General features: G+C 71.0%; 15 protein-coding genes. 9 read left to right on the top strand and 6 right to left on the bottom strand.

Features of this window, described 5'->3' with window-relative positions; all coding sequences use genetic code 11:
• Positions 1–134 precede the first annotated feature (134 nt).
• The 3 genes from BC793_RS34800 to BC793_RS34810 all read left to right on the top strand — a co-directional run bounded on the left by BC793_RS34800 (position 135) and on the right by BC793_RS34810 (position 4,103).
• The gene (locus BC793_RS34800) at positions 135–1,412 is read left to right on the top strand and encodes an MDR family MFS transporter (RefSeq protein WP_109600353.1); all 1,278 of its coding nucleotides are present in this window, start codon (positions 135–137) and stop codon (positions 1,410–1,412) included.
• A gap of 147 nt (positions 1,413–1,559) precedes the next feature.
• Positions 1,560–3,182, top strand: coding sequence for a histidine kinase N-terminal 7TM domain-containing diguanylate cyclase (locus BC793_RS34805; RefSeq protein WP_146246580.1), 1,623 nt, complete (start codon positions 1,560–1,562; stop codon positions 3,180–3,182).
• A gap of 414 nt (positions 3,183–3,596) precedes the next feature.
• Positions 3,597–4,103, top strand: a complete 507-nt coding sequence (locus BC793_RS34810) for a DUF4262 domain-containing protein (protein ID WP_109600357.1) — start codon at positions 3,597–3,599, stop codon at positions 4,101–4,103.
• A gap of 164 nt (positions 4,104–4,267) precedes the next feature.
• On the opposite strand, the gene BC793_RS49130 is transcribed toward BC793_RS34810, so the two are convergent.
• A complete protein-coding gene (locus BC793_RS49130) occupies positions 4,268–4,648 on the bottom strand; it encodes a hypothetical protein (RefSeq protein ID WP_146246581.1) in 381 nt (126 codons plus the stop codon).
• Positions 4,649–4,764: 116 nt separating this feature from the next.
• Positions 4,765–5,613, bottom strand: coding sequence for an SDR family NAD(P)-dependent oxidoreductase (locus BC793_RS34815; RefSeq protein ID WP_146246582.1), 849 nt, complete (start codon positions 5,611–5,613; stop codon positions 4,765–4,767).
• Between BC793_RS34815 and BC793_RS34820 the strand changes: the two genes are divergently transcribed.
• Positions 5,577–6,191 carry a TetR/AcrR family transcriptional regulator gene (locus BC793_RS34820; RefSeq protein ID WP_239170465.1) on the top strand — a complete coding sequence of 205 codons (615 nt, stop codon included), beginning with the start codon at positions 5,577–5,579 and terminating at the stop codon, positions 6,189–6,191. The genes BC793_RS34815 and BC793_RS34820 overlap by 37 nt on opposite strands.
• Positions 6,192–6,268: 77 nt before the next feature.
• On the opposite strand, the gene BC793_RS34825 is transcribed toward BC793_RS34820, so the two are convergent.
• Entirely contained in the window at positions 6,269–8,782 is a 2,514-nt protein-coding gene (locus tag BC793_RS34825) for an HAD-IC family P-type ATPase (RefSeq protein WP_109600361.1), read from the bottom strand.
• A 257-nt stretch (positions 8,783–9,039) separates the two neighbouring features.
• Here BC793_RS34825 and BC793_RS34830 point away from each other — a divergent pair, with 257 nt between their 5' ends.
• A complete protein-coding gene (locus BC793_RS34830) occupies positions 9,040–10,224 on the top strand; it encodes an SGNH/GDSL hydrolase family protein (protein WP_109600363.1) in 1,185 nt (394 codons plus the stop codon).
• A gap of 32 nt (positions 10,225–10,256) precedes the next feature.
• Positions 10,257–11,804 carry an FAD-dependent monooxygenase gene (locus tag BC793_RS34835; protein ID WP_109600365.1) on the top strand — a complete coding sequence of 516 codons (1,548 nt, stop codon included), beginning with the start codon at positions 10,257–10,259 and terminating at the stop codon, positions 11,802–11,804.
• Here the strand turns inward: BC793_RS34835 and BC793_RS34840 are convergent.
• Together BC793_RS34840 and BC793_RS34845 are read right to left on the bottom strand one after the other, a co-directional pair.
• Positions 11,773–14,961, bottom strand: coding sequence for an ATP-binding protein (locus BC793_RS34840; RefSeq protein WP_109600366.1), 3,189 nt, complete (start codon positions 14,959–14,961; stop codon positions 11,773–11,775). The two genes, BC793_RS34835 and BC793_RS34840, sit on opposite strands and share 32 nt — an antisense overlap.
• 79 nt (positions 14,962–15,040) lie before the next feature.
• Positions 15,041–15,433 carry a Rossmann-fold NAD(P)-binding domain-containing protein gene (locus BC793_RS34845; protein ID WP_203896481.1) on the bottom strand — a complete coding sequence of 131 codons (393 nt, stop codon included), beginning with the start codon at positions 15,431–15,433 and terminating at the stop codon, positions 15,041–15,043.
• Between the two features lie 38 nt (positions 15,434–15,471).
• Here BC793_RS34845 and BC793_RS34850 point away from each other — a divergent pair, with 38 nt between their 5' ends.
• Positions 15,472–15,684 (top strand): hypothetical protein, encoded by a 213-nt coding sequence (locus tag BC793_RS34850; RefSeq protein WP_109600368.1) that lies wholly within the window; start codon positions 15,472–15,474, stop codon positions 15,682–15,684.
• Between the two features lie 202 nt (positions 15,685–15,886).
• Here the strand turns inward: BC793_RS34850 and BC793_RS52480 are convergent, their stop codons facing one another.
• Positions 15,887–16,021 carry a hypothetical protein gene (locus BC793_RS52480; RefSeq protein WP_275416275.1) on the bottom strand — a complete coding sequence of 45 codons (135 nt, stop codon included), beginning with the start codon at positions 16,019–16,021 and terminating at the stop codon, positions 15,887–15,889.
• Positions 16,022–16,228: 207 nt separating this feature from the next.
• Here BC793_RS52480 and BC793_RS51810 point away from each other — a divergent pair, with 207 nt between their 5' ends.
• Both BC793_RS51810 and BC793_RS34860 read left to right on the top strand, forming a co-directional pair.
• A complete protein-coding gene (locus tag BC793_RS51810; RefSeq protein ID WP_146246583.1) occupies positions 16,229–17,263 on the top strand; it encodes a LuxR family transcriptional regulator in 1,035 nt (344 codons plus the stop codon).
• The gene (locus tag BC793_RS34860) at positions 17,263–17,910 is read left to right on the top strand and encodes a hypothetical protein (RefSeq protein ID WP_109600372.1); all 648 of its coding nucleotides are present in this window, start codon (positions 17,263–17,265) and stop codon (positions 17,908–17,910) included. The genes BC793_RS51810 and BC793_RS34860 overlap by 1 nt, the downstream gene beginning before the upstream one ends.
• The last annotated feature ends 1 nt before the right edge of the window (position 17,911 follow it).

Here is a 17,911-nt window from a genome sequence, read left to right on the forward strand (position 1 = left end):
TCGCCGAGACGATCCGGCAGACCGCCATCCTGCTGTGGCTCGAACGGACTACGCCGTACGGGCTCATCAAACCGACCGGGTTTCCCGCCGGCCCAGCTGTCTCGGACGCGTACGCCCCCGATGGGAGAATCTGCATGCCGGCACGGCCCGGTCCCGGCCGCCTGTTCCCTGCACTGCGCGAGGCGGTGGGAGGGCTGCCCCGAGAGTTCTGGTGGCTGTGGACGAGCACGCTGATCAATCGGCTCGGCGGCTTCGTCACCACGTTCCTGTCGCTCTACCTGACCGCGGACCAGGGATTCTCGGCCAGTTTCGCCGGCCTGGTGGCGGCCGTGTACGGGCTCGGCGGAGCGGTCTCGGCAGTACTCGCCGGGATGCTGGCGGACCGTTTCGGCCGCCGGCCCACGCTGCTGATCTCGCAGCTGGCGACCGCGGTGGCTCTGGCGACGCTCGGCGTCATGCAGCATCCGGTCGCCATCGTCGTGGTCGCCACCATCCTCGGACTCAGCGCCAACGCCTCCCGTCCGTGCATCCAGGCGGTCATCGCCGACCTGGTGCCCCGCGCCGACCAGGTCCGGGCCTTCTCCCTGAACTACTGGGCGGTCAACATCGGGTTCGCGCTGGCGTCGGCCGGCGCAGGCCTGCTGGCCGAACGCGGATACCTCCTGCTCTTCTTCGGCAACGCCCTCTCCGTGCTCGCGTGTGCTCTGCTGATCTACCTGAAGGTGCCGGAGACCCGGCCGGCCGCGCCGATCGAGGCACCGGCCAGGCACGGCCGCGCCGGTCGCCACGGCATGGGACCCGTGCTGCGTGACGGCCGGTTCATGGCCGCCGTGGGCTTGACCTTCCTGCTGGCCATGGTGCTGATGCAGTACACGACCTCACTGCCGGTCAGCATGGGGCTCAACGGGTTCTCCAGCGTCGACTACGGGCTCGCCATCAGCATGAACGGCCTGGTCGTCGTGCTGGCCACGATCCCCCTGACCCGTGCGATCAAGCGGCGGAACCCACTCGACGTCCTGGTCGTCGCCGCCCTGCTGTCCGGATGGGGGTTCGGGCTCACCGCCCTGGCGGACTCGGTTCCGCTCTACATCGCCACCGTCTGCATCTGGACGGTCGGCGAAATCCTCAACTCCCCGACCAGCATGGCCGTGGTGGCCGCCCTGTCCCCGGCCCATGCCCGCGCCCGCTACCAGGGCATGCACACGTTCGCCTGGTCGGCGGCGACCTTCGCCGGCCCGCTACTGGGCGGCCTGGCGATCGACCACCTGGGCGACGATGCACTGTGGTACGCCTGCGCGGTGTTGGGCACCGTCGTGGCGCTCGGCTACCGCTTCCTGCGCGCCCGGTTCGCCCCGCTGTTCGACACCGCCCGACCGGAACCCGCGCAGCCGGAGCCGACCACCACCGCCTGACCACCGTTCCTACTTCGCGACGCTCACCGCAGCTTCGGAGATCGCAGATTCGCTGCTCCTCACGCCGATGGGTGACTCATGCGCTTGATGGTTCGCCTTTGCTGCCGATAGACGTAGGGATACCGAGCCTGCTGGAGGAACGTGGCGATGGCCGTGCTGGGGCTGTCAGCGCTGTTCGGCGCAGCGATCGCTGTCTCCATGGCGGTGGGAGCCATCGCATGGCGCCGGCGTCACGAAGCCGTCGGTTTCGTGACGATCGGTCTCATCGCCGCTGGAGCGGCCTGGTGGTCAGCCATGTCGTTGGTGCCGCTGCTGACCCAGAACCCCCAGGCCGTCTGGATCAGTCTGGCGGCGGCGTATCCAGGGGTCTTCCTACTCGTCGTGGGATGGTGGGCGACCGCACGAACGCTGGCCGACCGATTCTGGACCCTGAGCAGGCGCACCGGCCTGGCGCTGTTGTGTGAACCACTGGTGTGCGGCGTGGCCCTGCTGACCAACCCGTGGCACCACCTGTTCATCGTGCGCCTACAGCCCACGGATCTCGACGGTGCGCTCGCCGCCGTCTTCGGTCCGCTGTTCTGGCTGCATGCCGTCTACTGCTACGCCCTGGTGCTGTACTCCGCCGTCACCATCTTCCGGACCTTCATCAGAGCGACCCACCGGTACCGCGGTTACCTGCTCGCCGTTCTGTCAGCGGCCCCGTCCGCCACCATCAACGTCGTGGCGGCCGGCTCTGGTGGCCGGCTCATCGATCTGACCGCTGTCGGCTTCGCCGTCGGCGCACCGGTGATGTATTGGGTGGTCAAAAGCCAGTCGGTGACGGCCGTTGCCCCGGTGGCACATCACAAGCTGTTCCAGACGATGGACGACCTGGTGATCGTCCTGGATCCTAATGGGCGCATCATCGACCACAATCCCGCGGCTGCCGAGGTCCTGATCCAGATGCCGGCGGCCGACCCTTCGACACCCCGGGGAACTGCCGTTTCCGCCGAACTCGCCGACCTCGTCGTACGGGGCCCCGGCGATTACGTGGTGACGGGTACCGGCCGGTCCGGTATCGACCTGAGCATCCGTATCACCGCTCTCCATGATCGGCGCGGCAATCCCGCGGGCCTGGTCATGGTGGCCCGCGACATCACCGAGCAGAACCGGCAACGCCAGGCGGTGGAGCAGGCCAACGAACGTCTTCGTCAGCAACTGGTGACGATCGAGGGACTCCGCGAGACCCTGGTCGATCAAGCGTCGCGCGACTATCTGACGGGTCTGTACAACCGGCGACACCTGATGACGGAACTGTCACGGATCGCCGCCAGCGGCGAACACTTCGCCGTTGCACTACTCGACATCGACTTCTTCAAACAGATCAACGACCGGTACGGACACAAGGCCGGCGATGACGTGCTCATCCGTGTCGCCGGCCTGCTGCAGGCTGCCACCTATCCGGGAGAGCTGGCAGCACGTTACGGCGGCGAAGAGTTCGCCCTGTTGCTCCGCGAAACGAGCAGCAGGGATGCAGCCCGGCGCATCGACGTCCTGCGACACCTCATCGAGACGTCGCCGATGCGCGCCGCCGACGCCGACATCACGGTGACGTTCAGCGCAGGCGTCGCACTGAGCACCCAGGTCACGGGGCACCTCGACGCCCTTGTTCATGAGGCGGACCAGGCCCTCTACACAGCGAAGGCGAACGGTCGCAACAGGGTCGAGATCAGCGTGAACGCACCGGACGCCGCCGATCTTCATCAGGAGGATCGTTCTCGGCCCCGGTGACGACGAACGACTCGTCCCCGACGGGCGGCCACGCTCCCCGTTCAGTGGCCGGTGAAGACAGCGTCACGGCGCTCGATGAAGGACTGGATCCCCTCGGCGCCGCCGGCGGTCGAGAACAGCCGTGCGATCTCCGGGCGCAGACGCTCGATCGCGGCGCTCTCGCCGTGCTCGTGGGCCAGGTGGGCGGAAGCGACGACGGCCCGTACCCCCAGGGTGTGGAAGCGGAAAACATCTCCGCCCCGGCTCCGACAGGTTCAATGGCGAACCGGCCTGACCTCTGCAGCAGGGTCGGCGGACGTGGATCTGAGACCTGGAGGCCCGCGCGGGGATGATGACAGCCAAACTGACCAGCAAGGTTGGGGGTTCAGCTTCCGGGTATGCAGGCGGTTCAGCAGCGCACCCCGCTCGTCAGCGGTGGTGCTGAAGATCGACGGCGACCGGGCGGGAGGCGGACCTGTGACGGCCGGATATCAGGAGACCGGGCTGGCCCAGATCGGCGAGGCTGTTGAGCGTTCCGGGGTATATCTGCAGTTCGTGCCGCAGCCGACTCCCTTGGAAGCCTGCTGGTACACGATCGGTCTGACTGGCCACGGGCATCCCGAGCTGATCCTGTTCGGGCTCCCGCCCGACATCTCCCGGCCCACTCTGCGCACCGTTGCCGATGACGTCATCGCGGGCCGACGGACATTCGCCCCCGGCCAATACGCCGACGACGTCATCGAGGGCCACCAGGTTCAATTCGTCGCGGTGATCGAGCCGGATCGCCACCTTCCCGTAGCCGCGCAGTTCTACGCCGTCACAGGTGCCGCCATAGACGCCTTACAGATCGTATGGCCGGACCGGTACCACCGCTGGCCCTGGCAGCCCGGCACGCACGTCGACGATATGCCGGTCCTCGGCCGACCCGCCTCGTCCGGGTGACAGGCTGGCTACCGGGCAGGCTGACAGCCCGGCGATCGCAGGTGTACGCCTGAGAATGCCTCGACGACGGCGGATTCGAGGGTTCAGACATCCGCTCGACTCGCTGCGATCGGCCAGACTCGCGGATTACGGCAAGCGAGTTCGAGGAACGTGGCGATGAGATCCTATGAGCCGGCTGTCCATCCTCGGGTGTTGCACGGTAAACCGCAGAACACGCTCCGCTGATCGTTCAAGGTGATCACACCGGAACCGCCGCAATATGGGCAGGTGCGTGCGGTCGGCGGGCGCTCCGGCATCAACTGGCGCAGCCCCGGAAAACGGCGGGCGGCCTGAACATAGGCGAGTTCTCGCTCGGCTGGGGTAGCGGGAACGGGAGCGCCTTCATCCCGGTCGACGAGAACGTCTCCGGACGGGGTCAGGAGATAGAACTCCCACAGGGAGTTGAAGACGGTGAGCAGTCCAAGCGCCCGAGCGTGGGATGCGCCTGGGTGATCGGACACTGCCTGGTCCTCGACCAGGCGCGTGAAAAGCTCCTTCGAGACCACGGGCGAAGAGTACGACTCTCCCGCTTCTCCCCCTCGCAGAAAACGACCGCACCCAGGCCGCCGAGGCCTGAAACGGAGCTCCTTACTGGAGTATCAGCCGGGCTGGTTCTCGGCTGTCAGAGTTTCGCGACCATGCGCCCGAGGGTGCCGGGCGCGATCCGCAGCATCGTCGGCATCAGTCTGGTCTGGCCCGGCAGCGCCATCGGCCGACGTTGCCGAAGTGCTTTGAGCGTGACCGCTGCGACCTCGGCAGGTTGCAGCTTCGGGCCTGTGGCGGCGGCGTTCATGGGTGTGTCCGTGGTCGGGGGAAGGACCTCGAGCACGTGAGTGCCCTGCGGTGCGAGTTGGCGGCGCAGGCCGTCGGCGAAGCCGTGCAACCCGGCTTTGACGGCGCCGTAGGTCGGCGCGCGGGTGGGCGAGACCAAGGCGAAGCCGGAGGTCACGAACACGATCGCGGCCAGGGCCGGCCAGCGCCGCAACGCCTCGCCGGTCAGGTGGATGGGTGCGGTGAGGTTCAGGTCGATCTCCTGGTCGAGGGCTACGGTGGCGTCGTCGACCGCGGTGAAATCCCGTTCGACGAACGTGCCGGCGTTGTTGATCAACACGTCCAGCCGACCGAACCGTTCGGTGATCGCATCGAGCATGGCGGCTCTCGCTTCCGGAACTGTCACGTCGGCTTGGACAGCCAGGGCCTGCGGGTTCGCCCGGGTGAAGCGATCGAGGGCTGTCTGCGATCGGCCGCACACGGCCACGGAGGCTCCCTCTTCCAGGAACGCCTCCGCGAGGCTCAGGCCGATGCCCGAGGTGCCTCCGGTGATGAGAACCACTTGTCCCATGCGTCTACCTCCCCAAAGTTCGGTACCGATCGGTACCGAATGCCACCGTAGCACTTCTGAACCGAGCGATACCGAAGAGATAGGCTGACGTCGTGGGTAGTGGGCGGACGGCACCGATCGGTAGACCACGGGCGTTCGACGCCGACGAGGCTCTCGAACGGGCGATGCTGGTCTTCTGGGCGCAGGGCTACGAGGGCTCCAGCCTCGACGACCTGACCGGCGCGATGGGCATCACCCGCACGAGCATGTATCGGGCCTTCGGCAACAAGCAGGATCTGTTCCGCAAGGCGCTGGAGCGTTACACCGAGGGCCCGGCGTCCTACTTCGCCCGTGCTCTGGGGCAGGCGACCGCCAGGGAGGTGGCGACCGCATACCTCGGCGGTGCGGTCAGGTCCAACACGCGACCGGACTGCCCCGCCGGATGCCTGGGCGTGCAGGGCTCGCTGGCGGCCGGGGAGTCCGGCCGCCAAGCCCGCGATACCCTCGCCGCCTGGCGCCAGGAGGGTGTCGCCCACCTGCGGGACCGATTTCAGCGAGCCGTCGACGACGGCGACCTGCCGTCCGACGCCGATCCCACCCTGCTCGCCCGATATCTCATGACCGTGGCCAACGGCATCGCCGTCCAAGCCGCCGGCGGGACCAGCCGTGAGGAACTCCAGCTGGTGGCCGACATGGCACTTCATCCGTGGCCCCCGGCCGGCTCCTGACCCCGGCGTGAAACGACGGGCACGTCTGGCGGGAGCCGGGCCAGCGGGCCGGCTCAGCCGCGTGGTTCTTCGAGGACTCAGTCCGGTCCGGCCGGCCGGTGGAAGCCGATCATGCGGCTCAGCAGGTCGAACCGCCAGACGGCACTGAGCAGTAGGAACCACGGCGGCAACGCCAGGCCGGCGACGGCGAACGCGGCGACATCGGGGAAGAGCCCGAAGTAGTCGGCGAGCACGGGTGTGGCCAGGATGACGACGAAGACGGCGATGAGAGCGCCGACGAGAGCGGCCGGACGCTTGTCGTGGTGTACCGGAGTCCAGCTCGCGAAGACGCGCACCGGCGGCTTCAGGAAGAGGATCAGCAGGAATGCGGCGAACGAGGTGAACACCGTCAGTCCGGTCTGGGCGACGACCGTGGCGGCCTGCTCGGTGAAGGTGGCGCTGGTACTCAGCAGGCCGGTGAACTGTTCGAAACGGGCGACCAGATTCTCCGGCACCCTCTTGCCGGGCAACGTCAGCACGAACTGGTACAGGGTGGCGTAGACGGTGACGCCGAACAGCGCGGTCACGATCGCGGCGGGAGCCACGAAGCGGGCCAGTGAGCCGATCAGGCCGGGGTCCGGCGGCTCCGGTTCGGCCCACGCGGTGAGCAGCATGGTCGGCACACCCACCGTGAACAGCACCAGGGCCACCTGCGACGGCTCGTAGGGGAACCCGAGTCCCAGCATCGCCACACCGACGATGATCAGGATGGAGGTGCTGACCCGCGCGAGATACAGGTACATCGACGTCGCGATGCCGGTCACGATGCGCCGCCCCTGCCGCTGGGCCGGCGCGAGCGCGTCGAAGGAGTCGTCGAGCAGCACGATGTCGGCGACGTCGCAGGCGACACTGTTGCCGCCGGCCAGGGCGACACCGACGTGCGCCTTCTTCAGCGACGGGATGTCGTTGACACCGTCGCCGATCATCGCGGTGTACCGGCCCTGCCGGCGCAGGCTGCCCAGCATGCGTTCCTTCGTCCGTGGTGTGACCCGGCCGAACACGGTGCCCCGGGTCACGGCGTCGTCGAACGCGGCCGGGGTCATCGCCTCCAGGTCGGCGCCGGTGACCGGGTCGGCGTCGTCCAGGCCGACACACCGGCCGAGAGCGGCCACCGTCCGTGGATCGTCGCCGGAGATGATCTTGATCTCGACGCCCTCGGCACGCAGGCGGTTCAGCGCCTCGCCGGCCCCGGCGCGGACCTCGTCGCGCAGCGCGACCAGCGCCAGCGGTGTCAGCGCGGGCAGGGCGGGCCTGCCGTCGGCGTCGAGGAAACCGGTATCGGGATCGGCGGTCGCGGCGAACAGCAGCACCCGCAGGCCCTGACGTGTCAGGTCGTCCAGGACGGCGTACATCCGCGGGTCGGCCGTGGCGGGGAACGCACCGTCCAGGGCCTCCACGGCACCCAGGACGTAGCCGCCATCGGGGCCGGAGACTCCGCTCCATCGGTGTTGCGGGGAGAACGCGACCCGCTCGCGCACCGGCGGCAGCGTCCCCGGCAGCGCCTGCGCCAGCGCGACGACGGTGTGGTTGCGGGTCGTCATGGCCTCGACCGCGGTTCCCAGCAGCTGTCGTACCGTCGCCGGGTCGTGGCCGTCGAAGGTCTCCACCCGTTCCAGGTTCATCCGGCCGGTGGTCAGGGTGCCGGTCTTGTCGGTGCACACCACGTCGACGCTGCACAGCGACTCGACGGCGCTGATCTGCTGGATCAGCGCACCCCGTCGGGCGATCGCGGCGGCGCCGACCGCGTACGAGATGGTGATCAGGAAGAACAGGCCGTACGGCACGAGCCCGGACAGCACCGCCGCGGTCTGCACGACCTCGACCAGCGTCAATCCCTTGAGGGCCGCGTTGGCCAGGACCGCCGCGCTCATCACCGCCACGGTCAGCATGATCAACCGGACGATCGCGTCGATGCGCCACTGCATCGGTGTGGGATCGGGCTTCCACGCCTTCGCGGTCGCGGTCAGCGCGCCCGCGTTGCTGTCGGCGCCGACCGCCTCGGCCGTCTGATACGCCGACCCACCCAGCACCACCGTGCCCGAATGCAGCCGGTCCCCGATCCCCTTCAGCACCGGTGCGGTCTCCCCCGTCAGCGACGACTCGTCGACCTCCAACCGGTCGCCGGCGATCATCGGGCCGTCCACGACGATCTGATCGCCGGCCGCGACGTGCAGCAGATCGCCGCGGACAATCTGCTCGGGAGTCACCTCCCGCTCGGCACCGTCGCGGACCACCCGGCAGGGGGCGCGGTGCAGCAGTCGGAGGCGGTCGAGTTTCTGTTTGGCGCGTACCTCCTGGATCGAGCCGATCAGCGAGTTGAGCAGACCGAGACCGACGCTGACGACGGCGTCCTTCGGCCGTCCCATCACCAGCAGCGCGAGCCCGATCACGTACAGGAAGTTGTTGAAGAGGGTGAAGAGGTTCGCCCGCAGAATCGACCAGTACCGGCGCGACGTCGACGAGGGTACGGCGTTCGTCTCGCCTCGTTCCCGCGCCGCGGCGACCTGGGCGGACGTCAGCCCGGCTGCCGGCAACGTCTCAGCAGTCAGCATGAAGTGCCGTCATCGCACCGCCCGTTCGATCACCGTCTCTGACGACGAGCGTAGGTGTTCGACCTGTGACAGACGACCGATTGTCAGGACCCCGGATAGCGGCCGTCGCCGTGAGGGTCGCCGCTGCCCGGCGGACCCGGCCGGGTGATCGACAGGCCGTCGTCTCCCTCCGATCCCGCACGTGTGAGCGCCGTGTGAGCCCGGTGTGAGCGGCCCGCCGCAGTCTGCCTCCCGTGACCGATAACCAGGGAGACACGATGAACACCGACAACTGGGTCCAGACCTGGGGCGCCGCGCCGCAGGCGCCCGATGCGGGGCTCGGCTCGCTCGACGGCTGCCCGCCGTTCGCCGATGTGACGCTGCGCCAGGTGGTGCGGGTTAGCGGAGGCGGGCGACATGTACGGCTGCGCCTCACCAACGAGTACGGGACCGGACCGCTGACCATCGGCGCGGCCCGGGTCGGGCTCGCGGCGGCCGACGGTGACGTCCGGCGGGGCAGCGACCGGACGGTGACGTTCGCCGGCCGGCCTTCGGTGACCGTCCCGGCCGGCGCGCCGATGCTCAGCGATCCGATCGATCTGCCACTCGCCGCCCTCGATCTGCTGTCGATCAGCCTCTACCTGCCCGAACTCGTGGAGAGCGTCACCTGCCACGACCCGTCGCTGGACACCGGCTGGCTCATCGCGGGCAACGCGGTGGCCGGCGGCATCCCGCCGGCGACGGCCGCACCCCTACCGGTACGGGCGCTGATCTCGGCGGTGGCGGTGCGTCCCACCGCACCGGGCAGGGCCGTCGTCGTGCTGAGCGATTCCCTCGCCGACGGGTTCGGCTCGACCCCGGACACCCACCGGAGCTGGCCGGAGCTGCTGGCCGAACGTCTGATCCGGCGCGGTGGGCCGGCCGCCTACGTCGTCAACCAGGGCATCAGCGGCAACCGGCTGCTCAACGACGGTCTCGGTACGGCCGGGCTGGCCCGGTTCGACCGTGACGTCCTGGCCACTCCGGGCCTCGGCCACGTGGTGGTCTCGCTGGGCCACAACGACATCAGCATCTCGTTCGCCGCGCGTGACGACGAGTCCGGCGACGGCTTTCTGGCGATGTTCCCCGGCTCTCCGGTGACCCCGGCGGACGTCATCGCCGGCTATCTCCAGCTGATCGCCCGTGCCCATGAGCGCGGGGTGCGCGTCCACGCCACCACGCTGACCCCCGACGAAGGCGCCGAGATCCATACGCCGGACGGCGAGAAGGCACGACAGGAGGTCAACGAGTGGATCCGTACGAGCGGCGCCTTCGACTCGGTGTGGGACTTCGACGCCGTCTGGCGTGATCCGGCCCGGCCGGGCCGGATCAGGGACCACCTCCACGCGGGTGACTTCCTGCACGGAAACGACGCCGGCTACCAGGCCCTGGCGGACTCGGTCGACCTGTCGCTGTTCGCGTGACGCCCCGCCCCGACTCTCGGAGAGGAAACCCCATGTACGACGTGATGATCGTCGGCGGCGGCCCGGTCGGGCTGTTGCTGGCCTGCGAACTCGGCCTGTCCGGCTGTTCGGTCCTGGTACTCGAGCGGGATCCGCAGCCGCATTCGGTGTGGCGGTCCCCTCCCCTGGGCATGCGCGGCCTGTCCGCCGCCTCGGCCGAGGCCTTCCACCGGCGCGGGATGTTGCCGCGGCTACTGGCCGCGTCCGGAATCACCGGTGAGGGCGGCGCCGGTCCGCGTTCCGTCGGCCATTTCGCCGGCATGATGCTCGACCCGGCGAACGTCGACCTGTCCGGTCTGCCGTTCCGGCTGCCCAGCCCGGCGGCACACGGCTTGATGTCCAGTCTCGACGCGGTCGAGACGGTGCTGTCCGAGCGAGCCGCCGAACTGGGCGTGGAGATCAGACGGGGCGTGCCGGTCGACGCCGTCGAGCAGGACGACGAGGGCGTGATCGCCCGGTCCGGTCGCCAGGCGTACCGGGGACGGTGGCTCGTCGGCTGCGACGGCGGCCGCAGCACCGTACGGAAACTGCTCGGTTTCGATCTCGTGGGCACCGGGCCGCAGCTCACCGGCTATGTGATGCTCGCCGACATCGCCGATCCGGAGAAACTGCGGCGCGGCTTCAGCCTCACACCGGCCGGGATGATCGTCCGGATGCCCACGCCGGGTCACGTCGGCATGATGGACTTCGACGGCGGCGCGTTCGACCGTTCCCAGCCGTTGACCCGGGATCATCTCCAGGCGGTTCTGCGGCGGGTGTCCGGCACCGACGTCACCGTGGGCGAGGTGCGGCTGGCGTCGAGCTTCACCGACCGCGCCATGCAGACGACGACCTACCGCGACGGGCGTGTCCTCCTCGCGGGCGACGCCGCGCACATCCACTCGCCGCTGGGCGGGCAGGGCCTCAATCTCGGTCTCGGCGACGCCCTCAACCTGGGCTGGAAACTCGCCGCCACGGTCCGCGGATCCGCGCCGGCGGGACTTCTCGACACGTACACCCGGGAGCGTCATCCGATCGGGGCGGCGGTGCTCGACTGGTCCCGCGCGCAGGTGGCGGTCATGCGGCCGGGCTCGCATGCACCGGCGCTGCGGACGCTCGTCGGCGATCTGCTCGCCACCAGGGACGGCACCACCTACGCCTTCCGGACGGTGTCGGGCGCATCGATCCGATACGACCTGCGCAGCGACCACCCGCTGGTCGGCAGGCACGCCCCGGAGTTCCGTCTCCAGGACGGCACCGGCCTCGGCGATCTGCTGCGCGACGGGCGGGGCGTGGCGCTGGACTTCAGCCCCGACCGGGCTCTGCGCGATCCGGCGACCGGCTGGACGGGCCGGATCCGGTATGTGTCCGGTCCGGCCGAGGACGACCTCGGATGCGGTGCCGTGCTCGTCCGGCCCGATGGCGTGGTCGCGTGGGCCGGCGACCGTCATCCCGATCCCGCCGCCTTCGCGCGGGCCGCCGACCGCTGGTTCGGCCCCCGCTCGGCAGCGGATGCCGGTGGTCGCCCGGTCAGCGGCACCGGGCGGGATCGGCGCGGATGACGGCCTGCTCGCGGTCGAGTTCCCACCCGGCCCGGTAGGCCGCGGCGAACCCCTTCTCGCCCAGCACGGCCTGTCCCCGTGTGGTGAGACCACGAATCCGCAGGTCGGTGTGGTCGTGGGTGCCGCGCAGCCGGGACGCGGCACCCAGCAGGACAGCCGATCGGCGCGTCTCTCCGTACGCCTCGGTGAGCGCCGCCGTGTGCACCGCCACCACGGACAGGATCGGCAGGTCCCGGGAGTCGCGCCCGGCTGCGTACGCCCGGGTCAGCGCCGCTTCCGTGCCGGGCAGATCGCCTTCGGCCAGACACAGCGCGGCCCGGGCGCAGCCGAGCAGTGACCGGACCTGGTCCGCCGTGCCGCGGTCCGCCCGCCGCTCGGCGTCCCGCAGCAGGCCGCCGGCCCGGCCCGGATCGCCCAGGTGCAGCCGGGCGTCGGCCTCGCACGCGTCGACCAGGATCAGCAACTCGGCCGATGCCGCGCGCTCGGCCCGCTCCCGGACCGCGCCGAGCAGAACGAGGGCCTGGCGGGTATCGCCGCGGCGCAGGTGCAGATCGACCCACCGCAGGTCGCTGTCCACCTGGTCGCCGATGCTGAGCGCCCCGAACTCATCGGCCAGCGATCGGGCCTCGCTCAGGTCGGCCAGCGCGCCGTCGAGGTCGTCGTACTGCCGCAGCCGGGCCCGTGTGGACAGCGCCGCGGCCAGGCCCCACCGGTCGCCGGCCTGCCGGAAGCCGTCCAGCGCCGCGTCCACCTCGGCCCGCATCGTGTCGAGCTCGCCACGGTTCTCGGCGATCTGCGCCCGGAAGAGGCGGGCCAGCCCGGACAGCCACCGGTCATCACCGGCGGCCAGCTGGTCGAACAGCCGGGAGGCGGCCCGGTCCTGCTCCAGGAAGGTGAGCAGCACCGGGCCGAAGACGCCGTACGGGCCGGGCAGCCGGGGATGTCTGAGCAGTTCGTCGGCCAGCTCCCGCATACGCACCCGGTCGGCGGCCAGCTGCTCGACGGTCAGCGGCAGCCGGCTGTCGGCCCGGCTGAGCAGGTGGACCGCCTCGGCACAGGTGCGTTCGGGTGCCGGGTCACCGCCGGGTACGGCCAGCGCCTCGCCCAGCCAGTAGGCCGCGTCGGAGTTGCGGCCGAACACCTGCCAGAACCAGGTCAGGCTCAGCGCCAGCGCGACGGCCCCGCTCGCGTCGCCGCTGTCGCACCGCCGGCGCAGCCCGGCCAGCGTGTTGTCGTACTCGGCGCGGATCAGCTGGAGGGCCGTCAGCTGACCCGGACCGCGCAGTCGCCGGTCCTGCTCGTGCATCAGCGTGGCCAGGTGATCGGCGGCCAGGTCGCGGACGGCGCCGATCCGGCCGGTCCCGGTCAGGCGTTCGATGCCGTACTCGCGCAGCGTCTCCAGCATGCGGTATCGGCCCGGCTCTGGTGTGAGCTGGAGCAACGACCGGTCGACGAGTCCGGAGAGCAGCTCCGGCATGGCGGCGACCGGCACCGTCGTGCCGGAGCAGACCGCGGTGGCCGTGGCCGTGGTGACGCCACCCGGAAGCACCGAGACACGCTCGGCGACGGTCCGCTCGTCGTCGGTCAGCAGGTCCCAGCTCCAGGCGATGACCGCGCGCAGCGTCCGGTGCCGGGGCAGGGCGGTACGGCTGCCGGTCGACAACAGCCGGAACCGGTCCGACAATCCGGTGGCCAGTTCGGGCAGCGACATCGTCCGCAACCGGGCCGCCGCCAGCTCGAGCGCCAACGGCAACCCGTCCAGCCCGCGTACCACCCGCAGCACGTCGGGCAGCGCGCTGCGATCGACCGCGAAGCCCGGGCGTACGGCGGCGGCCCGCTCGGTGAACAGCCGCACCGACGCCGCGCGCCGTACCTGGTCGAGGTCGTCGTCCGGGCCGGGCAGAGCGAGTGGGCCCAACGGCACCAGCGCCTCGCCGCCGATGGCGAGGGGCTCGCGGCTGGTGGCCAGCACCCGCAGGTCGGGGCATCGCGGCAGCAGCGCCGCGGCGAGGTGGGCCACCGCGTCGATCAGGTGCTCGCAGTTGTCGACCAGCAGCAGGCACTCCCGGCCGCTCAACTGTTCCACGAGCAGATCCAGGTCATCGCCCGCCACCCGCCGGACGGCGGCGCCGCGTAGCCCGATCGCGGCGAGCACCGCCGTACCGATCTTCGCCGGCTCCACGATGGAGGAGAGGTCGATCAGCCAGGCGCCGTCGCGGTAGTCGTCGCGGTGGCGGCGGGCGGCCTCCACCGCGAGGCGTGTCTTGCCGGAGCCGCCGGGACCCAGCACGGTGACCAGCCGGCCGGCGGTGAGCAGCGCCTCGACGCGCGCCAGGTCGTCGTCGCGGCCGACGAAGCTGGTCAGCGGCGCGGGCAGGTTGCTCGACGGTGGCTTCTCCGTGGCGGCCGGCGCGCGGAGCAGGCCGACATGCCGCTCCCGCAGAGCGGCACCCGGGTCGGCGCCGAGGTCGTCGGCCAGGACCCCGCGGACCCGCTCGTACAGCCCCAGGGCTTCACCCTGGCGGCCCTGGGCGGCGAGCGCGTCCATGAGCAGCGCGGCCGCCCGCTCATGGACGGGCCGCCCGGCGAGCAGCGCGGTGAGCCGGTCGGCGGCCGCGTCGGCACGGCCCAGAGCCGTCTCGGCGGCGGCCAGGTCGACGACCGCCTCCACCGAGAGGCCGGCCAGCCGTGTCGCGGCGGTGGGCGCCACCGCGGCGATGACCGCCGGCTCCGCGCCGGGTTCCGCACCCCACAGCGCCACCGCCTCGCCGAGCCGGGCCGCCGCGGTCATCGGATCGCCGGCGCGGAGCCGGTCCCGGCCCGTCGCGGTGAGCTGCTCGAACCGCAGCGCGTCCACGTCGTCGGCGTCCACCGTCAACCGGTAGCCGCCGACGACCTGCGCGACGCTGCCGGGCGAGCCGAGAATCCGGCGCAGCCGGGAGACCAGTGACTGCAGGGCGTGGGCGGCGCCGGCCGGCGGGACGTCGGCCCAGATCGCGTCGATCAGGGCGTCCGGCTCGACCGGGCGTCCGCCGGCGAGCGCCAGCCGCACCGCCAGTCCCCGCAACCGCGCGCCCACGACCGGCACAGCGGCATCACCGCGGGTCACCCGGAACGCACCCAGCACCGAGACCCGGAGAGTCGCGCCCCCGTCCATCGGGCAATCCTCCCCCGCTCGGCGCCGGGCCCCGGGCCCGGGTGGTCGAGACCACAGACCACATCACCGTGCTCCGGGGTCACCGCTCTCCGGTCTGCAGGATCCGCTCGGTTTCGCGCCAGAGCAGTGCTTGCCGTTCCGGGTCGTCGCCGGGCGGGGTGGGCCGGATCTGCCGGGCGTCGCGGACGGTGTGGTAGCCGCCGGTACGGCCGGCGAAGCCGGGATCGGTCGCCAGGGCGACGATGAGGCCGGCGCCGTGGGCCGGGCCACCGATGCCGAGCCGGGTGAGGACCTTCTCGAGGACGCCGGCGAACCGCAGTTCGCGTCCCAGGCCCGTGGTGTTGAACCCGGGGTCGAGACAGTTCGCGGTGACGGTGCTGCCGGCCAGCCGACGGGCGAGTTCCATCGTGAACATGATGTCGAGGCGGCCGAGGCCGTTGGTGGCGCCGGTGATGACGATCGTGGGCTGCATGGCGGGACCGCAGCTCCACCAGCACACTGATCGGCAGGATGCGCTCCCTCGGTCTGCTCGACGCCTCGCCGAATCCGCAGGACCGGCGCAGCATCATCGTGGAGCTCAGCGCGGACGGCCGGGAACGGGTCACCGCAACGCTGGACGACCGTGGTGACGTGTTCCGCCGACGCACCCGCGACTGGTCCGACGACGACCTCTCCCAGCTCGTCGCACTGCTCCGCCGGCTCACGACCGAGCAGCACACCTGACCGGCCACCCGGCGCACGCCGGCCGTGTCACGCCGATGTCATGCCCGCCCGGCGATGCTGTCGGCGGGGCCGGCACACGTACCGGTCGCGAAGCCTCGGGAAAGGCAGGGCCATGGCCGTACGACGACCCGCCGCCCGGTCGCCCGCCCAGCACCGGGCCGTGCGGACCGCCCCCGTGGCGCTCCGAACGGCCCGGTGCGGGCTAGCAGGCGACGCGGATCTCGTTGGAGTACTTCGTCCTCGTCGCGCCGTCCAGCCCGGTCCCCTGGACGTAGGTGCGGTAGCCGTAGGTACCGGTGCCGATCACGAGGGCGGCAGCGATCCTACGAACATTCATGACGATCCCTTCCGAGATGTACGGGTGACCGCGGTCCGCCGGCGCCGGCCGGCTCGCCGCTGGAACCCCATGACGCCACACCGCCGGAACACCGGGCGAGGACCACGGGAAAGCCGTTGCGCACCTGCGCAGCGGTGATGGCACGGGTCTGGGGAGATACCCGGGCCCGATGCTCTGATGAGGACCGATTCGATCGGGGGACCGAATATGTCAGGACAGGTGCTGGCGCGTCAGTCCGCGCCCGTGGTGCCGGTGCTGGGGCGATGGGGACTGTCCCCGCACGCGGACCTGATCTACCGAACGCTGACGATGCGGGGCCCGCAGACGTGCGCGATGCTGGCGCGGGATCTGGACATCGACGGCGGTCGCCTGGCGGCGGCGACGGACGAACTGTCGGCGGCCGGCGCGGCACGCCTGACCTGTCGCGGCCGTGAACGCTGGTGGCACGCGGTGGACGTACACCGGGTGGGCCTTCTGATGCGGCAGCGGCGCGGACCGGTGGCCGTGACCGAAGGCTACCGCCGGCACCTGGCCGCGGTCGCCGGTCTGCACCTGGAGCGGGTCGACCCCGCGACGGTACGCCGGCTGCCCACCCGCGAGGCCGCCCGGGAACGGATCGCCGCACTGACGGCCGCAGAACGCCGCGAACATCTGGCGATCAACACCGAGGAACAGATCAGCGCCGAGGCCGCCGCGGTCGCCGCACCACAGGACCGCGGGCTGGTGGCCCGGGGTGTACGGCTACGCGCTCTCAGCCTGCCGCCCCGCGCCGGCGGACCCCGGGACGCCGTGCCGGCCGGCGCCGAGTACCGCGAGACCACCGACCTGCCGCTCAAGCTGATGATCTTCGACCGGCACACCGCCCTGTTCCCCGCCGACCCGGTCCGCTTCGACGCCGGTGCGGTCCAGATCACCGACGCGGACGCCGTCGCCCACCTGACCCAGCTGTTCCACCGCATCTGGCGCACCGCCAGGGATCCCTTCCGGCAGGAGGTGCCGCCGATCGAACTGACTGCTCGTGAGCAGGCCATCCTCACCCTGCTCACCGACGGCTACAGCGAGGAGGCGGCCGGCGAGGCACTGGGCCTGAGCCGGCGCACCGTCGTCTACACCCTGCGCGCACTGATGGACCGCCTCGGCGTGCAGAACCGGTTCCAGCTGGCCCTGGTGCTCGGCGCGGCCAGGGCGGTCCCGCTGCCGGGTGTCCCGGTCATCGACACGCCGACGCCGGAGGAGATCTGATGAGGTACCTGTTCCGTGCCACCGCCATGCTGATGACGGCGGCTCTGCTCCCCGGCCACGCGGCGTCCGCCGCGGACGGCGGTACCCCGTCGATTCCCTGGCGGTACGCGACCTGCGTGCAGGGCGGACTGTCCGGCGTGCTGCCCGACGCCCATCTGGACTACTTCGTCGTGACCGGGACCGCCACCGAATGCGCCGCCCCGGCGGCCACCGACATGCCGGTCGGCTTCGGCCTCGTGACGTACCGGGGCCGCGCCGGGCTGCCCGGACTGTTGCACGGCTACAACGTGCGGGTGTTCCCCACCCCGCCGGCCACCGGCTGGCAGCCCACGCCGATCACCTTCGGCACCCTGGCCGTCGCCCGGTCAGCAGGCACCTACGGGGTGTGTCTCACGGCGGGGCCGATCACCAGAGACCCGCAGATGCCGCTGAACTACTACGGAGTCAAGGTGGCGTGCGTGCGCGTCACCGTGACCGCGAGCCAGGCCGAGGGCCACAGCGCCACGGTGACACCGCTGGCCGCCGACGACCCCCTGGTCAGCGGGCCGGCCTCGCCGCGTGGTGCGTACACCGGCAGTCCGTCTCCGCCCGTGCCGGATTCGACGCCCGGCGAGGATCCGCACAACTTCTGCGGTAGCTGTTTCTGAG

Source organism: Actinoplanes xinjiangensis (assembly GCF_003148685.1).
In the GTDB taxonomy this organism is placed as follows: Bacteria; Actinomycetota; Actinomycetes; order Mycobacteriales; family Micromonosporaceae; genus Actinoplanes; species Actinoplanes xinjiangensis.